This is a genomic window from Halovibrio salipaludis, from assembly GCF_002286965.1.
Lineage (GTDB): Bacteria > Pseudomonadota > Gammaproteobacteria > Pseudomonadales > Oleiphilaceae > Halospina > Halospina salipaludis.
Window position 1 is genome coordinate 97,839 of record NZ_NSKD01000002.1, and the last position, 16,154, is coordinate 113,992.

10 protein-coding genes are annotated in these 16,154 nt (G+C 62.1%); 8 read left to right on the forward strand and 2 right to left on the reverse strand.

Annotation, left to right across the window (positions count from 1 at the left end):
* Positions 1-25 precede the first annotated feature (25 nt).
* From CK501_RS05255 to CK501_RS05275, 5 genes are all read left to right on the forward strand, one after another.
* The gene (locus CK501_RS05255; protein WP_077531241.1) at positions 26-868 is read left to right on the forward strand and encodes an AAA family ATPase; all 843 of its coding nucleotides are present in this window, start codon (positions 26-28) and stop codon (positions 866-868) included.
* 41 nt (positions 869-909) lie between these two features.
* A complete protein-coding gene (locus CK501_RS05260; protein WP_095616701.1) occupies positions 910-2,088 on the forward strand; it encodes a vWA domain-containing protein in 1,179 nt (392 codons plus the stop codon).
* A 102-nt stretch (positions 2,089-2,190) separates the two neighbouring features.
* Positions 2,191-3,849: an AMP-binding protein gene (locus CK501_RS05265; RefSeq protein WP_198949407.1), complete on the forward strand. Its 1,659-nt coding sequence runs from the start codon at positions 2,191-2,193 to the stop codon at positions 3,847-3,849.
* A gap of 249 nt (positions 3,850-4,098) precedes the next feature.
* Positions 4,099-7,992 (forward strand): ATP-dependent RNA helicase HrpA, encoded by a 3,894-nt coding sequence (gene hrpA / locus CK501_RS05270; RefSeq protein ID WP_198949408.1) that lies wholly within the window; start codon positions 4,099-4,101, stop codon positions 7,990-7,992.
* A gap of 95 nt (positions 7,993-8,087) precedes the next feature.
* On the forward strand, positions 8,088-9,209 hold the full coding sequence (locus CK501_RS05275; protein WP_095616703.1) for a beta-ketoacyl-ACP synthase III: 1,122 nt from the start codon (positions 8,088-8,090) through the stop codon (positions 9,207-9,209).
* Between the two features lie 8 nt (positions 9,210-9,217).
* Here CK501_RS05275 and CK501_RS05280 read toward each other — a convergent pair whose 3' ends face one another.
* Positions 9,218-9,643 (reverse strand): acyl-CoA thioesterase, encoded by a 426-nt coding sequence (locus tag CK501_RS05280; RefSeq protein ID WP_095616704.1) that lies wholly within the window; start codon positions 9,641-9,643, stop codon positions 9,218-9,220.
* 83 nt (positions 9,644-9,726) lie between these two features.
* On the opposite strand from CK501_RS05280, the gene CK501_RS05285 reads away from it, so the two are divergent.
* The 3 genes from CK501_RS05285 (at position 9,727) to dinG (ending at position 14,259) form a co-directional block, all read left to right on the forward strand.
* Entirely contained in the window at positions 9,727-10,518 is a 792-nt protein-coding gene (locus CK501_RS05285) for an MlaA family lipoprotein (RefSeq protein ID WP_095616705.1), read from the forward strand.
* Positions 10,519-10,571: 53 nt separating this feature from the next.
* Positions 10,572-12,035, forward strand: a complete 1,464-nt coding sequence (locus CK501_RS05290; RefSeq protein ID WP_233128849.1) for a DUF3336 domain-containing protein — start codon at positions 10,572-10,574, stop codon at positions 12,033-12,035.
* A gap of 67 nt (positions 12,036-12,102) precedes the next feature.
* Positions 12,103-14,259: an ATP-dependent DNA helicase DinG gene (gene dinG / locus CK501_RS05295; RefSeq protein ID WP_095616707.1), complete on the forward strand. Its 2,157-nt coding sequence runs from the start codon at positions 12,103-12,105 to the stop codon at positions 14,257-14,259.
* A gap of 7 nt (positions 14,260-14,266) precedes the next feature.
* Here the strand turns inward: dinG and CK501_RS05300 are convergent, their stop codons facing one another.
* Positions 14,267-15,856, reverse strand: coding sequence for a BCCT family transporter (locus CK501_RS05300; protein WP_095616708.1), 1,590 nt, complete (start codon positions 15,854-15,856; stop codon positions 14,267-14,269).
* Positions 15,857-16,154 lie beyond the last annotated feature (298 nt).

Genomic DNA, 16,154 nt, shown 5'->3' on the forward strand with positions numbered 1-16,154 from the left:
GTTTCCTGACTGAGGTGTTGCTGACATGAAATTTGAGGGTACCGAGAATTACGTTGCCACGGATGAGCTCCAGATGGCGGTCAACGCGGCCATCACGCTGGAGCGCCCGCTCCTGATCAAGGGCGAACCCGGTACCGGCAAGACCATGCTGGCCGAGGAGATGGCGCGGGGCGTCGGCGCCGAGCTGATTACCTGGCACATCAAGTCCACCACCAAGGCGCAGCAGGGGCTCTATGAGTACGACGCGGTTTCGCGCCTGCGTGACTCCCAGCTGGGTTCCGACAAGGTTCACGACATCGGTAACTACATCGTCAAGGGCAAGCTCTGGGAAGCGTTCGAGGCAGACCAGCGGGCTGTGCTCCTGATCGACGAGATCGACAAGGCGGATATCGAATTTCCCAACGACCTGCTGCAGGAACTCGACCGCATGGAGTTCTATGTGTACGAGACGCAGCAGCAGGTGGTGGCCAAGCAGCGCCCCATCGTGGTCATCACCAGTAACAACGAGAAGGAGCTTCCGGATGCTTTCCTCCGCCGGTGCTTCTTCCACTACATCGATTTCCCCGACCACGACACCATGAAGGAGATCGTGGACGTTCACTTCCCGGGCATCCAGCAGCAGCTGGTGCAGGATGCGCTGGAGATCTTCTTCGATGTGCGCCGTGTTCCCGGCCTCAAGAAGAAGCCCTCCACCTCCGAGCTGATTGACTGGCTCAAGCTGCTGATGGCGGATGATCTGGCCCAGAAGGTGATCCAGGACAAGGACACCTCCAATGCGCTGCCGCCGCTCTACGGTGCGCTGGTCAAGAACGAACAGGATGTGCACCTGCTTCAGAAACTGGCATTCATGGCGCGCCGGCGTCGCTGATACGCTGACTGAAGCGCGGATCCACTGACAGCGGGGGCCCTATGCTCATCGACTTTTTCCTGGAAGTGCGCCGTGCCGGAGTGCCGGCCAGCCTGCGGGAATTCCTGGACCTGACCGAGGCGCTCCAGAAGCGCCTGGCATTTGCCGATCTGGAGGATTTCTACTTCCTGAGCCGCCTGTGCCTGGTGAAGGACGAGCGCCATTACGACAAGTTCGACCGGGCATTCGATGCCTATTTCAAGGGCATCGAGAACCTGGATGAACTGCTTGAGGCGCTGATTCCCGATGACTGGCTGCGCTCCGAGTTCGAGAAACACCTTTCCGAAGAGGAAAAGGCGCAGATCGACTCCCTTGGAGGCCTCGAGGAGCTGATCGAGACCTTCAAGAAGCGCATGGACGAGCAGACCGACCGCCACGAGGGTGGCAACAAGTGGATCGGGACCGGTGGTACGTCGCCTTTCGGCGCCAATGGCTATAACCCGGAAGGCTATCGCATCGGCCAGGAGAAAGGCCGGCACGGGCGCGCGGTCAAGGTCTGGGAGAAGCGCGAATACCGGGATCTGGATGACAACGTCACCATCAGCTCGCGCAACATCAAGGTGGCGCTCAAGCGCCTGCGCAAGTTCGCCCGGGAGGGTGCGCCCGAGCACCTGGATATGGACGACACCATCCGCAACACCGCCCGCAATGGGGGATACCTGGATCTGAAAATGGTCCCGGAACGCCACAACGCGGTGAAGGTGCTGCTGTTCTTTGATGTGGGTGGCTCCATGGACCCGCACGTGAAAGTCTGCGAGGAGCTGTTTTCGGCCTGCCGGGAGGAGTTCAAGCACCTGGAGTACTATTACTTCCACAACTTCGTCTACGAGGGTGTCTGGAAGGACAGCAGCCGCCGTACCACGGAGATCACGCCCACCTGGGAGGTGATCAACACCTATCCCTCGGATTACAAGGTGGTCTTTGTGGGCGACGCCACCATGGCGCCCTATGAGGTCAGCCATCCAGGCGGTTCGATCGAGCACTGGAACGAGGAGGCGGGCTCGACCTGGTTCCAGCGCCTTACGGACCACTTCAGCAAGGTGGTCTGGCTCAACCCGCTGCCCGAGGATTACTGGGGGCAGGGTGGTTCCCTGGGGATGATCCAGAAGCTGGTGGGCTTCCAGATGTACCCGATGACCCTGGAGGGGCTGGAGTCGGCGATGCGCTATCTCAGCCGCTGAGCCACATCGCACACGGATGACGTGACCGTAAAAAGGCTTTAAGATCCGAAGCCACAAAAACACTAATCAAACGACAGGTTACTCAGGAGATCCGTCATGGATATGGAGCAGTTTTTCAAAGAGAAGTACCCGTCAGATCTCTCCCGGGAGGTGGACACGAACCAGTACAGCACCATGCTGGATGTGTTCGAGAAATCCGTGGCGCGGTTTGCGGACCGGCCCGCGTTCAGTGGTGTGGGCGTGACACTGACGTACCGGGATCTGGACCACTACAGCCGCGCGTTCGCAGCCTGGCTCCAGAACGAGACGGATCTCCAGCAGGGCGATCGCATCGCGATCCAGATGCCCAATATTCCCCAGTACCCGATCGCTATCTTTGGTGCCATGCGGGCCGGTCTGGTGGTGGTGAACACCAACCCGCTCTACACCACCCGCGAGATGGAGCACCAGTTCAACGATTCCGGTGCCCGGGCCCTGATCGTCCTGGCGAACATGGCGAGCAATGTTGAGAAGGTGCTGCCGAACACGGGCCTTGAGCACGTCATCGTCACCGAGCTTGCGGATCTGCACAAGCCGCTCAAGCGCAAGCTTATGAACAGCGTGGTCAAACACGTGAAGAAGATGGTGCCGGCCTACAATCTGCCGAAGGCGCACGCCTTCCCGAAAGTGCTCAGGACCGGCGCCGGCCTTACCTACAGGCCCGTCAGCATCCAGCGCGAGGACATTGCGGTGCTGCAGTACACCGGTGGCACCACGGGCGTGGCCAAGGGTGCCATGCTGACCCATTCCAACCTGGTTTCGAACCTGCTCCAGGTCAAGCCGATGGTTGAGAAGCAGATGGATGAGGGCAGGGAAGTGGTGGTCGCGCCGCTGCCGCTGTACCACATCTATTCGTTCACCATGAACTGCGGTGTCATGCTGGAAAGTGGCAGTCACAGTATCCTGATTCCGAACCCGCGTGATATCCCGGGCTTCGTCAAGGAGCTGAAGAAATGGCAGTTCACGGTGTTCATGGGTCTGAACACGCTGTTCGTGGCGCTGGCAAACAACGAGGATTTCCGCAACCTGGATTTCAGTAACCTGAAGATCACGGTTGCCGGGGGCATGGCACTGACCAAGCCAACGGCGGATCAGTGGCAGCAGGTCACCGGCTGCGAGATCACTGAGGGCTATGGCCTGACGGAAACCTCGCCGGTAGTGAGCCTGAACCCGCTTGGAAACGCGCAGGTCGGCACTATTGGTATCCCGATTCCGGGAACTCTGATCAAGACCGTTGACGACGAGGGTAATGATCAGCAGGTCGGTGAGGCCGGCGAGCTCTGCGTCCAGGGGCCACAGGTGATGAAGGGGTACTGGCAGCGCCCTGAGGAGACCAGCAAGTCCATTGACTCAGAAGGCTGGTTCCGCACTGGTGACGTGGCCATGATCCAGGAGGATGGTTTTGTACGGATCGTGGACCGCAAGAAGGACATGATTCTGGTATCCGGTTTCAACGTCTATCCGAATGAGATCGAGGACGTTGTGATGGGGAATCCGAAGGTTCTGGAGTGTGCCGCCGTGGGCGTTCAGGATGACAAGAGCGGTGAGGCGGTGAAGATCTTTGTGGTCGCGAAGGAGCAGGATGTGACCAAAGAGGAGATCATCAAGTACTGCCGTGAGAACCTGACGGCCTATAAGGTGCCGAAGCATGTTGAATTCCGGGATGAGCTGCCCAAGAGTAACGTCGGCAAGATTCTGCGGAAGGAGCTTCGGGACAGCTGATTGGGTTCAGTTGCCGTTACTTGGAAACCCCGTCTGGTTCAGGCGGGGTTTTTTGGTCTATGGATGCTCAAGATACAAGCCTGACGAGGGGCTGCCGGGCGGAGTGAGGAGGGGACTGTTGATCGGGAAACGCTGTAAATACGTCCCTGTACGCTGCTCTTCCGCCATCCATGGCTCCAGAGCTTCCCGATCAACAGTCCCCTCCTCACTCCACCTTTGAGATCCCTGCATTCCGGAGCGCATCTGTCATTGACTGAGCAAAGTACTGATTGGCGAACACAGATCAAGCAATCCCTGGCTGACTGCCGGCAGTGGGAGACTGCGCGCATTCTGCGGCTGATGGGCAAGGGCGAGCCGGATTCCAAAACCCAGGAGCGGATTGAGGCACTTCTGAAAGAGGGGCAGGAAGCGCTGGCGCGGCGGCGCTTGCTGGTGCCGTCCATTTCGTACCCCGAGTCGCTGCCGGTTTCGGAACGGGCGGAGGATATCCGTTCGCTTCTGGAGCAGCACCAGGTGGTGATTGTTGCCGGTGAGACCGGCTCGGGTAAGACGACGCAGCTGCCCAAGATGGCGCTCGAGGCCGGGCGTGGCCGGCGTGGGCTGGTGGGGCATACCCAGCCGCGGCGGATTGCGGCGCGCACGGTGGCGCAGCGTCTGGCGGAGGAAATGGAGACCCGGGTCGGTGAGACGGTGGGTTACCAGGTGCGCTTCAGTGACCAGACCAGTGAGGATTCGCTGGTCAAGGTGATGACGGACGGCATCCTGCTGAATGAGCTGACCCATGACCGCTTCCTGGACCGCTACGACACCATCATTGTGGATGAGGCCCATGAGCGCAGTCTGAACATCGATTTCCTGTTGGGGGCGCTCAAACGGATTCTTCCGAAACGGCCTGACCTGAAGGTGATCATTACCTCGGCGACCATCGAGCTGGACCGGTTCAGTGCCTATTTTGACGATGCGCCGGTACTGGAGGTTTCGGGGCGGACGCATCCGGTGGAGGTGCGGTATCGGCCGCTGGCGGACTCCGAGGATCCGGAGTCGGGCTGGCCGGGGGCGATTGAATCCATTGTTCACGAGATCGAGGATTACGAGAAGGATCAGGGCAAGGGGCCCGGGGATATCCTGGTGTTCCTGCCGGGGGAGCGGGACATCCGGCAGGTGAGCAAGGAGCTGCGCCATGCGGATCTTCAGCACACCGAGGTGCTGCCGCTGTACGCGCGGCTGTCGAACCGCGAGCAGAACCGGGTGTTCCAGCCCCATGGCGGGCGGCGGATCGTGCTGGCCACCAATGTGGCCGAGACCTCGCTGACAGTGCCGGGCATCCATTACGTGATCGATACGGGTCTGGCGCGGCTGAGCCGTTACAGCGTGCGCTCGAAGATGCAGCGCCTGCCGGTTGAGCCCATCGCCCAGGCCAGCGCGGAGCAGCGCAAGGGGCGCTGTGGGCGTGTGGCCCCCGGGATCTGTTTTCGACTCTATGACGAGTCGGATTTCCTGAACCGGCCCGAGTTCACGGACCCGGAGATCCGCCGGACCAACCTGGCGTCCGTGATTCTGCAGATGACGAACATGGGCCTGGGCGACGTCAAGCGCTTCCCCTTCATCGACCCACCGGATAAGCGCCTGGTCAACGACGGCTACAAGCTGCTGGAAGAGCTGGGGGCCGTGGATCGGGGGCGAAAAGTAACCAAGGCTGGGCAGCGCATGGCGCGGCTGCCGGTGGACCCGAGGCTGGCGCGCATGCTGCTGGCGGCCGAGCGGGAGGGCAGCCTGGCCGAGGTAGCCGTGATCGCGGCTGGGCTGAGTATCCAGGACCCCCGTGAACGCCCGGGCGACAAGCAGACCCAGGCGGACCAGGCGCATGCGCTGTTCCGCGACAACCATTCGGACTTCAACAGTCTGCTCAATCTCTGGAACAGCTGGGAGGAGCAGCGCCAGACGCTGTCCGGCAATCAGCTCCAGAAATGGTGCCGAAAGCATTTCGTGGCCTTCCTGCGCATGCGGGAGTGGCGCGACATTCACCGCCAGATCCTGCTTCTGGCAAAGGAGCAGGGCATGCGGGTGAACCAGCGGCCGGCGGACTATGGTTCCGTGCACCGGGCGCTTCTGGCCGGCCTCCTGGGCAACGTGGCGCTGAAGGAGGAGAAGGGCTGGTTCCACGGGACGCGTAACCGCAAATTCCGGATCTTTCCGGGCTCCGCGCTGGCGAAGAAGCCACCGAAGTGGATCATGGCCGCCGAGATTGTGGAGACCAGCCAGGTGTTCGCGCGCATGGTGGCGGGGATCGAGGTGGAGTGGATCGAACCACTCGCCGAACACGTGGTCCGGCGCAACCACGCTGAGCCGCACTGGGAGAAGAAGCGGGCCCAGGTCATGGCCATGGAGTCGGTCACACTCTATGGCCTGACCATCGTCTCGAATCGCCGGGTGGGGTATGCCCGGATCGATCCGGAACTGTCGCGGGAGATCTTCATCCGTCGGGCCCTGGTTGAAGGCGAGTACAGGACCAGGGCCCCCTTCGTGCTGGCCAATCAGGAGTTGATCGAAGAGGTCACTTCGCTGGAGGACAAGGTTCGCCGGCGGGATCTGCTGGTGGATGAGGAGACCCTGTTCCAGTTCTACCATGAGCGCCTGCCCGCCGACATTGTCAGTGGCAAGGGTTTTGAGCGCTGGTGGAAGCAGCTTAATGACGAGCAACTCAGTCGCTTCTACCTGACCGAGTCCGATGTCTTCCAGAAAGAGCCCGGGACGGACACGCAGAGCCTGTATCCCGATACGCTGCAGTGGCATGGCCTCACGTTTGAACTGCGCTATCACTTCGAACCGGGTACGGCGGAAGACGGCGTGAGCATCCGGGTGCCGATCATGGCGCTCAAGCAGCTGCCGGTGGAGCGGCTGGGATGGCTGGTGCCGGGGCTGCTGCGCGATCGCGCCATCGCGCTGGTGAAGAGCCTGCCCAAGTCACTGCGCCGCAACTTTGTGCCGGTGCCCGACTTCGTGGACGCCGCCCTCGCTAATCTCACCCCCTGCAATGAACCACTGACCCGCAGGCTCGGTGAGCAGCTCCAGCGGATGACCGGCGTGCGGATACCCGAGGATGCGTGGGATCCGGATCACCTGCCGGACCATCTGCGCATGAACGTGCAGGTGATTGATGACAAGGGCAACATCCTGGATCAGGGGCGGGATGTGGAAGGGCTGATCGCCCGCCACGAGGACGAGGCCCACCAGGCGCTGGAAAGTGCCATGCAGGAGGCCCCTGAGGAATCCGAAGTCGAGAGGGTTGTCTCCGACTGGCCGGGGGGCGAGCTGCCGGAGAGTGTCGAGACCGAGCAGGGCGGCATGCAGGTTCGTGTCTATCCGGTGCTGGAGGATGAGGGGCAGGGGGTTCGCCAGACCCAGGTGCTGGATCCGGTCCGGGCCTGGTACCTGAATCGCCGGGGGATTGCGCGCATCCTGGTGAACCGGCTCGGCAATACGCTGCGGGATCTGGATCGACGACTGCCCGGTTTCCACGAAGCCTCGCTGCTGTTCGCCCCGGTCGGGCGCAAGACAGAGCTGCTGGACGACCTGCTCATTGCAACGGCCCAGTCCCACTTCCTGGCGGATCAGGCGCTGCCACGCAGCGAGCGGGATCTGGAGAGCTGTCTTGAGAGCGGCCGCAGCGGCTTCGTGCCCGCGCTGGAAGCCAACAGCCGGCTCCTGCTCCAGATCATGGAGCGCCATCACCAGGTGATGAAGGGGCTGAAGGGCAAGATCCCGCTGAACGTTGCCCAGAGCATGGCGGACCTCAAGTTCCAGATGAGCCAGCTGATTTACCCGGGGTTCATGGCGGCAACACCACCGGAGTGGCTGAAGCATTTTCCGCGCTATATGGACGCGGCGTTGATCCGTCTGGACAAGATGCCCCGGGAAGCAGGTCGTGAGCGGGCCTTTCTCTCGGAGTTCCAGCCCTTCTGGGAACGCTACGTTGAGAGGCGCGAGGCACTGGCCGTGCAGGGGATCGAGGACGAGGCCCTGATCACCTACCGGTGGATGCTGGAGGAATACCGTGTGTCGTATTTCGCACAGCAGCTGGGAACCGCTGTAACGGTTTCCCCCCAGCGCCTTGAGCGCCAGTGGCAGGAGGTCCGCCGCTGACGCGCGCCACCTGACACCCGGTGCCGATGTGTTAATATCCTGAGTCAGGAACTATTTCACAGGTTCTCCATTCAACAACAACCGGAGTCTATCCCGTGTCCTCAGCAGTCATCAGCGCCACCGGTCTTTTCTCGCCGCCCAGCGTCATCGACAACGACGAACTGGTGGAAGCCTTCAACGCCTACGTCGAACGCCACAACGAACGCAACGCGGACGCGATTGAGCGTGGCGATGTGGAAGCGCTGCAGCCTTCATCCTCGGCGTTCATCGAGAAGGCCTCAGGCATCAAGCGCCGGCATGTGATGGACAAGGAAGGCATCCTGGACCCCGAGCGCATGAAGCCCTCTATTCCGCAGCGCCCGAACTCGGACTATGGCATCCAGTGTGAGATGTCGGTCAAGGCCACGAATCAGGCACTGGAACGGGCCGGGATCAGGGCGGAGGATCTGGATGCGGTGATTGTTGCCTGTTCGAACCTGGAGCGCCCCTATCCGGCGGTAGCGGTTGAAGTCCAGGATGCGCTCGGCGTGGAAGGCTTTGCCTACGACATGAACGTGGCCTGCAGTTCCGCGACCTTCGGCATCCAGAACGCCGTTGATGCCATCAATAACGGGCACGCCCGGACGGTGCTGGTTGTGAATCCGGAGATCTGCAGTGCCCACCTGAATTTCTGCGACCGGGACAGCCACTTCATTTTCGGCGACGCCTGCACCGCCATCATCGTCCAGCATCCGGATGATGTGCCGGCTGGGCGTGGTTTCGAGGTGTTGGGCACCCGGCTCAAGACCCGCTTTTCCAACAACATCCGGAACAACTTCGGGTTCCTGAACCGCGCGGACGAGTCCGGCATCGGGCAGGCGGACAAGCTGTTCGTTCAGGAGGGCCGCAAGGTGTTCAAGGAGGTCTCTCCTCTGGTGGCTGAGCTGATTGGTGAGCACCTGGGTGCGCTTGGTCTCGGTACCGATCAGTTGCGGCGCATGTGGCTGCACCAGGCGAACCTCAACATGAACGAGCTGATCGCCAAACGGGTCCTTGGGCGTGATGCCGAAGCCGGCGAGGCGCCGGTGATACTGGATGAGTACGCCAATACCAGCTCCGCAGGCTCCATCATCGCCTTTGACCAGTACCAGGCCGACCTGAACAGTGGCGATTACGGCATCATCTGTTCCTTCGGGGCTGGCTACTCCATCGGTAACGTCGTGGTCCGCAAGCGCTGAAGCGGCCCTTACTGGCCGCTCTCCGCGCTCAGTGATCGCAAGTGGTCGGGCAGGGGGGTGGGGCGGCCAGTGTCATGATTGATCCACACCACCTTGGCGCTGCCTGATGCATAGAGAGCATCGTCATCAGCGCCCAGAACCCTATAGAAGTTCTCCAGGCTGCTGTTGCCGGCCCTGCCGGTGCGCACTTCAACCCTGATCCTGGTGGGATAGACCAGTTCCTGGTGGAAGGTTGCGCTCGTGGTTACGATCACCGGGCCCTCGCCCTGGCCGTCCGCTGTCAGTGTGAGACTGTCGAACCAACGGATCCGTGCCTCTTCAAAAAACCTGAAATACACCGTATTGTTCACATGGCCGTAGGCATCCTGGTCGCCCCAGCGGACAGGGAAGGTTTCCTCATGGACCAGTCGGCCCTCGGGTTGGTTCTCGGACATGATGACTCCTGTTCTATGGATGGCGCTGATTCTAGGGCCGGAACAGATGATTTCAATCCCCCTGCAGACAGGTTTACAGGTTGATGATGCAACGAACCCTGCTCGCGCTCAGTCTCTCCCTGGCCCTGGCTACCGGTGCCACTGCACAGCAGCCGGAAGACAGCGCCGCCAGTGCACTGCCCGGCGATGCGGATCCTCAGAAGGTGGCGGATACATCCGCCTTTGACGACCGTGATCCCTGGGAGTCGTTCAACCGCAGCATCTTCACCTTCAACGAGGTGGTGGACCGCAACCTGCTCAAGCCCGTGGCGCGCGGCTATAACCGTGTCACGCCGGAGCCCGTGAATGACGGGGTCAGCAATTTCTTCAGCAACCTGAGTGAGCCGGGCAACATCCTCAACAGCCTGCTCCAGGGCAAGGGCGAGGATGCGCTCATCAGCACCGGCCGCTTCATCTTCAACACCACCTTCGGGTTGCTTGGGCTGGTGGATGTGGCCAGCTACATGGAATTGCCGGAAAAGGAAGAGGACTTCGGCCAGACCTTTGGCTACTGGGGGGCTGACTCCGGACCTTTCCTGATGCTGCCGTTCCTGGGGCCCTCAACGGTCCGGGATGCCACGGGCAGGGGGGTGGATTACGCTATTCCGGATCTCATGGACGAGGTGGATTCCCCCGAAGTCTATTACCTTTATGCGCTCTACGGAGTGGATCTCAGGGCCTCGCTTCTGAGCTATGAGGAGCAGATCACGGGCGACCGTTACACGTTCATACGCAATGCCTATCTGCAGCGTCGGGAGTACCAGGTCAATGATGGCAGGGTGGAAAATGACCCCTTTGCCAATGATGATGAGGACATGATGCTCGAGGATTTCTGATCGGGGGCTATACTCAGGTCAGGTTTACCCGGGTAGTGGCCATGGAGTCCATTATGAACCGCAGGATCGCGCACTACCGCAAACTGCTCGCCCAGGCCCGCACCTATGAACAGTGGAAGGCGGCGGCACTGGAGCTGGATTATCTGGAAGGCAATGTGGAATGGAAGGAGGCGTTCGCCTCCGAGTTCTACAACTACAACCTCATCCATGACCGCCTGAGGGAGCTGCGCCACTACCACCAGACCGGCGACTATGCCCGGCTCAAGCGCGCGATCCGGGAAGGGCTCCATCACGATCTCGGCAACATCGCGAACCCCGCGCTCTACCACAACAGCTATGTGGGCACCAAGCACCTGATCGAGGAATACGTGAACCAGGTGTGTGAGTCCATCAACCTTCTGTGTGACACCCCCATGCAGGAGCTGCCCGAAAGCGAAAAGCTGGGCTTCTTCAAGGATACCCTGCTGAGCTATGGCCGCCCGGCATTGCTGCTCAGCGGCGGTGCCACGCTTGGCCTGTTCCACCTGGGGGTGATCCGCACCCTCTGGGAACGGGACCTGCTCCCACAGGTCATCTCTGGGTCCAGCGCCGGCGCTGTGATGGCGGCCATGGTCGGAACCACACCGGACGATGAGCTGGACCAGCTTCTGGAGCCGGAACGCCACAACCTCAAGGCCTGGCGCTGGAAGGGGGTGATCAATGGCCTGCGCGGGGCGGGGTTCATGGACCAGAGCGTGCTGGAACAGTGCCTGCGTGAGAATATCGGGGAGTACACCTTCGAGGAAGCGTTCCAGCACACGGGCCGCTCCACCAACATCAGCGTTTCCTCGGACCAGGGCCAGTACGGGGCGCGGCTGCTCAGTGGCTATACCTCCCCCTATATGCTGGTATGGAGCGCTGCTCTGGCCTCCTCCGCGGTGCCCGGGGTCTTTCCGCCCGTGCAGTTGCAGAAGAAGGATCACCAGGGGGGCACGGTGCCCTACATGCCGCGCCTGCGCTTCGTGGACGGGTCGGTGGTGAGTGACCTGCCGCGCGAACGCCTGATGCACCTGTACGATGTGAACTTCACCCTGGTCAGCCAGACCAACCCGCATGTGGTGCCGTTTCTGCGTCGGGATCATGGACAGTCCCGGGAGAGCCTCGCGAGTCTGCCCCTGTCGCTGCTGAAGGCGGAGATGCAGTTCCATGGCAAGGGGCTGTTCGATGTGCTGAGGCGGCGCATGCGGCCGGAGCTTGCCCGCCAGGCCTGCGGCCAGATCTATACCATCATGGCCCAGCAGTACCAGGGGGACGTGACCCTGGCACCGCGCTACCGGATGCGGCACTTCCGGCGCATGATGTCGAATCCGTCGCCGGAATTCGTGCGCGAGATGATGCTGGAGGGCGAGCGGGCCACCTGGCCGCTGATCTCCCAGATCCGTACCCATGCCAAGATCTCACGCACGCTGGAGGGTTGCATCCGCCGGCTGCGCCAGCACAACCGCAAGGGCGCTGAGCTGCACGTGATCGCGAGCTGAGCCTGTACGCTCCGGGAGCCGCCCGCTATCATGAGCGGTCTCTTAACCGACCTTTGGACAGGAGCGCATGCTCAACGAGGACACCAAGGCTGAGATCCAGGCAGCCTATCGGGCCGTGCTGGCCGGCAAGGACCTGCGGGCGCGCTACGGCCAGCGGCTGATGATCGCCGAAATCGCCCGCTACCTCGGTGAGATCACGGAAAACGACGGCCAGCGAACGTCTGCCCACAAGGCCTGTGTTCTGGAAGCCGGGACCGGCACAGGCAAGACCCTCGCCTATCTGCTGGCGGCCATCCCGGTGGCGCGGCAGCTGGGCAAGCAGCTGGTGGTCTCCACTGCCACGGTAGCACTCCAGGATCAGATCGTGAACAAGGACCTGCCGGATCTGAAGGCCCATTCAGGGCTGGATGTGAGCTGGTCCCTGGCGAAGGGGCGTGGCCGCTATCTGTGCCTGTCCAAGGTGGAGCAGCGCCTGCATGGCCACGGTAACCAGGACAGCGACACCATTCCGCTGTTCATGCTCCAGGAGGAACCGGGTGAACCGGCGGAGACCCGCGCCTTCCACGAAAAGCTTTTCTCCAGCTACGCGGCCCGCGAGTGGGACGGCGACCGTGACCACTGGCCGGACCACATTCCGGATGACATCTGGCAGGGCGTGACCACGGACCACCGCCAGTGCACCAACCGCCGCTGCAGCTACTTCGACAGCTGTCCCTTTTTCTCAGCGCGTGCGGAGCTGGAACATGCGGACGTGATCGTGGCCAACCACGACCTGGTGCTGGCGGATCTGGCCCTGGGCGGCGGTGCCATACTGCCGAAGCCAGAGGACACCATCTACGTGATGGACGAAGCCCACCACCTGCCGGATAAGGCCCTGAACCACTTTGCCGCCTCCCTGGGGCTGGAGGGGACTCGCCAGTGGCTGCGCAGTCTGAGCCAGGCCCTGGCCCAGCTGCTGCCGCACCTGCCAGCGGACGCCGAGGCCGCCAGGACGGTCCAGAAGCTGACGGATCTGGCGCGGGAAATTGACCCGATGCTGGCGGACGTCCATGAATGGCTGGAAGAAAACACGCCCTGGGAAGGGGGCGAAGACGGTGGCAACAGCCAGTACCGTTTCCCGGGGGCACGGCTGCCGGACGAGTTGAGCACCCGGGTGACCGCACTGCAGCAGCAACAGGTTCAGCTGACGCGGCGTCTGGACCAGCTGGCCGACTTTCTGGACGAAGGTATGGATGAACGCCGGGAAGGCGATATTGACCGCGAGACCGCCGAAGCCTGGTACCCCGTGGTCGGCCAGTTCCATGCCCGGGCAGAGGATCAGTTGCGGCTGTGGCAGGCTTGGTCCGAGGCGGTGCCGGAAGCCGAGGAGGGCGAGGACAGCACGCGTACGCCCGCGCCGGCGCGGTGGCTCAACCGTCGAGGTGGCGAGAATGGCGACATCACGCTCTACAGCAGCCCGGTGCTGGCGGATAATGTCCTGTTCAGCCGGCTCTGGAGCCGGTGTTTCGGTGCCATCCTGACCTCCGCCACTCTCACGGCGCTTGGCCGCTTCGACCGCCTCAGCATGCGTGCCGGCTTGCCGGCGGACAGCCGCTGCCTGGTGATTCCCTCGAACTTCCGTTATCAGGAGAACGCCACCGTCGAGGTGCCGGCCTCAAGCATGGAACCCGGCGATCCGGCCAGCTACGCGGAGCGGCTGGTTGATCGTCTGCCCGGGGTGCTTGAAGGGGACACGGCGGCGCTGGTCCTGTTCACCGCGCGTCGGGACATGCAGAGGGTGCGTGACATGCTGCCGGAGACCTGGCGGGACTGCGTCATCACACAGGATGACCACACCCGGGCGGAGGTCCTGGACCGCCATCGCCAGCGTGTGGACAACGGCCAGACCTCAATCCTCTTCGGGGTTGCGAGTTTCGCGGAAGGGATTGATCTGCCGGGAACCTATCTGGAGCACGTGGTCATCACGCGACTGCCGTTCTCGGTGCCGGATGATCCGATTGAGGCCAGTCTGGCTGAATGGATTGAGGAAAGGGGCGGCAACCCCTTCATGGAGATCAGCGTGCCGGACGCCTCGATAAGGCTGGTGCAGGCCGCCGGGCGGCTGCTGCGCAGTGAGTCCGACACCGGTCGTGTGACGATCCTGGACCGTCGCATCGTCTCCCGGCGTTACGGCAGCATGCTGTTGGATGCGCTGCCGCCGTTCCGCCGTGTGATTGCCGCCTGAGCCGCCCTCAGTCCTTCTGGCGGGCGGGGTGCGGCTCGTGGCTGATCAGGCCCTGCTGGCGGGCCATGGCGTAGGCCGCCTTGGGACCCGTCCAGAGTGATGGCAACAGGATGAGTGATACCGGAATCGCGGTGATCACGATGAACTGTTGCAGCGCACTGATCTGGCCCTCGCCCATGTACAGCAGGATTGCCGCCATCAGTGCCATGGCCACGCCCCAGAAGACACGTACCGCACGGTTCGGCTCGTCATGGCCGGTGCCCACCACGGAGATCGCGTAGCTCATGGAATCCCCGGTGGTCGCCACAAAGATGGTGGTCAGCAGCAGGATCGCCAGTGCCATCAGCATGCCGCCCGGCAGCGCCTGGGCAACGGTCAGGGTGGCCACATCGAACTGGAAGTTCTGAAGCGGCTCGGCCAGGTCGATCACCTCCTGCATCTGGTAGAAGATGCCGGAGCCGCCCAGCAGGGTAAACCAGACGGTGGTGGCGACCGGCGCCATAACGGCGACTGCCAGGATCATCTCGCGGATGGTGCGGCCACGGGAGATGCGGGCCACGAAGATCGCCATCAGCGGCCCATAGCCGATGAACCAGGCAAAGAAGAACACCGTCCACCATTTCATCCACCACGCGGGGGCGGTTTCCGAGGTCATGGTACCCATGCGGAAGAACGAGGAGATGTATTCACCGAAGCCCTGTGTGTAGGCGTTGGTGAGGAAAAGCGTGGGGCCAAAGATGAAGATGACCGCCGCGATGGCCAGCGCCAGCATCACATTGAACCGGCTCAGCAGCTGGATGCCCTTGTGGATGCCGGTGACCGCCGAGGTCACATAGACCGCGCCCAGCGCGATGACGATCATCAGCTGGGTGGAATAGCGGTCCTGAATGCCGAAAAGCACTTCGAAGCCATAGCTGACCTGGGTGGCAAGGAAGCCGATGGGGCCCACGGTGCCGGCGACCACGGCCACCACGCAGCAGGCGTCCACCACGCCGCCGATCCAGCCGCTCATCAGGCGCTGGCCGAAGACCGGATAGAGCAGGGTGCGGGGCCGCAGCGGGTGCCCGAGATCATAGTGGTTGTGCGCCAGGATGATCGCGGTCAGTGAGCCGAGGATGGCCCAGGCCAGAAAGCCCCAGTGCATGAAGGATTGGGCCAGGGCGCCGGCGACGGCTTCGGGGGTGCCTGCCTCGGTGTTGAACGCGGGAGGGGTGACCACGAAGTGATAGACCGGTTCACCGGCGGCAAAGAACACGCCGCCGCCGGCCAGCAGGGTGCACATGATCATGGAAAGCCAGCGGAAGGTGCTGATTTCCGGGGTGGTACGGTTCCCCACAAGGGCGCCGGCGGCGGGCGAAATGGCCACACCCAGGGCAATGAAGAAGGTTGCCAGCAGCAGCAGCTGGAAGTACGAGCCCAGGCCCGCCGCTGTCGCGGTGAACCATTCACCGATGCTGTCGGAGACGAGCCCGATGTCGTACAGGGAGAAAAGGATGAAGAGAACAATGAACCCGGCGCTGAGGCCGAGAACCACGGGATCACCAAGCCGTCGGTGATCGCTGGGCGATGTGCCCGGAGTCTGTTCGGATGGAGTCATGGGAGCCTCACGGCCATAAAAAGTGAAGCGCGCGATGATGACAGCTTGTTACAGGAAATCAATGGTTGACTGTCTGGATGGGCAGAAAAAAGCCACCAGGGAAAACCGCTGGTGGCTGAACAAGGAGTTACGTGAGGAGAAATCCGAAAGGCCTGAAATCGAATTCCTGTTGACTCTTCTCACGGTGCCCAATGTAGGGCGTAAGGGGGCGTAGAGGGATCGTCCAAAGGGCGTAAAAGGGGAGGAAAAAGGGCGTAAGGCGCTCAAAGTGTGAATTGAATCACATTTTTGGGGGCCT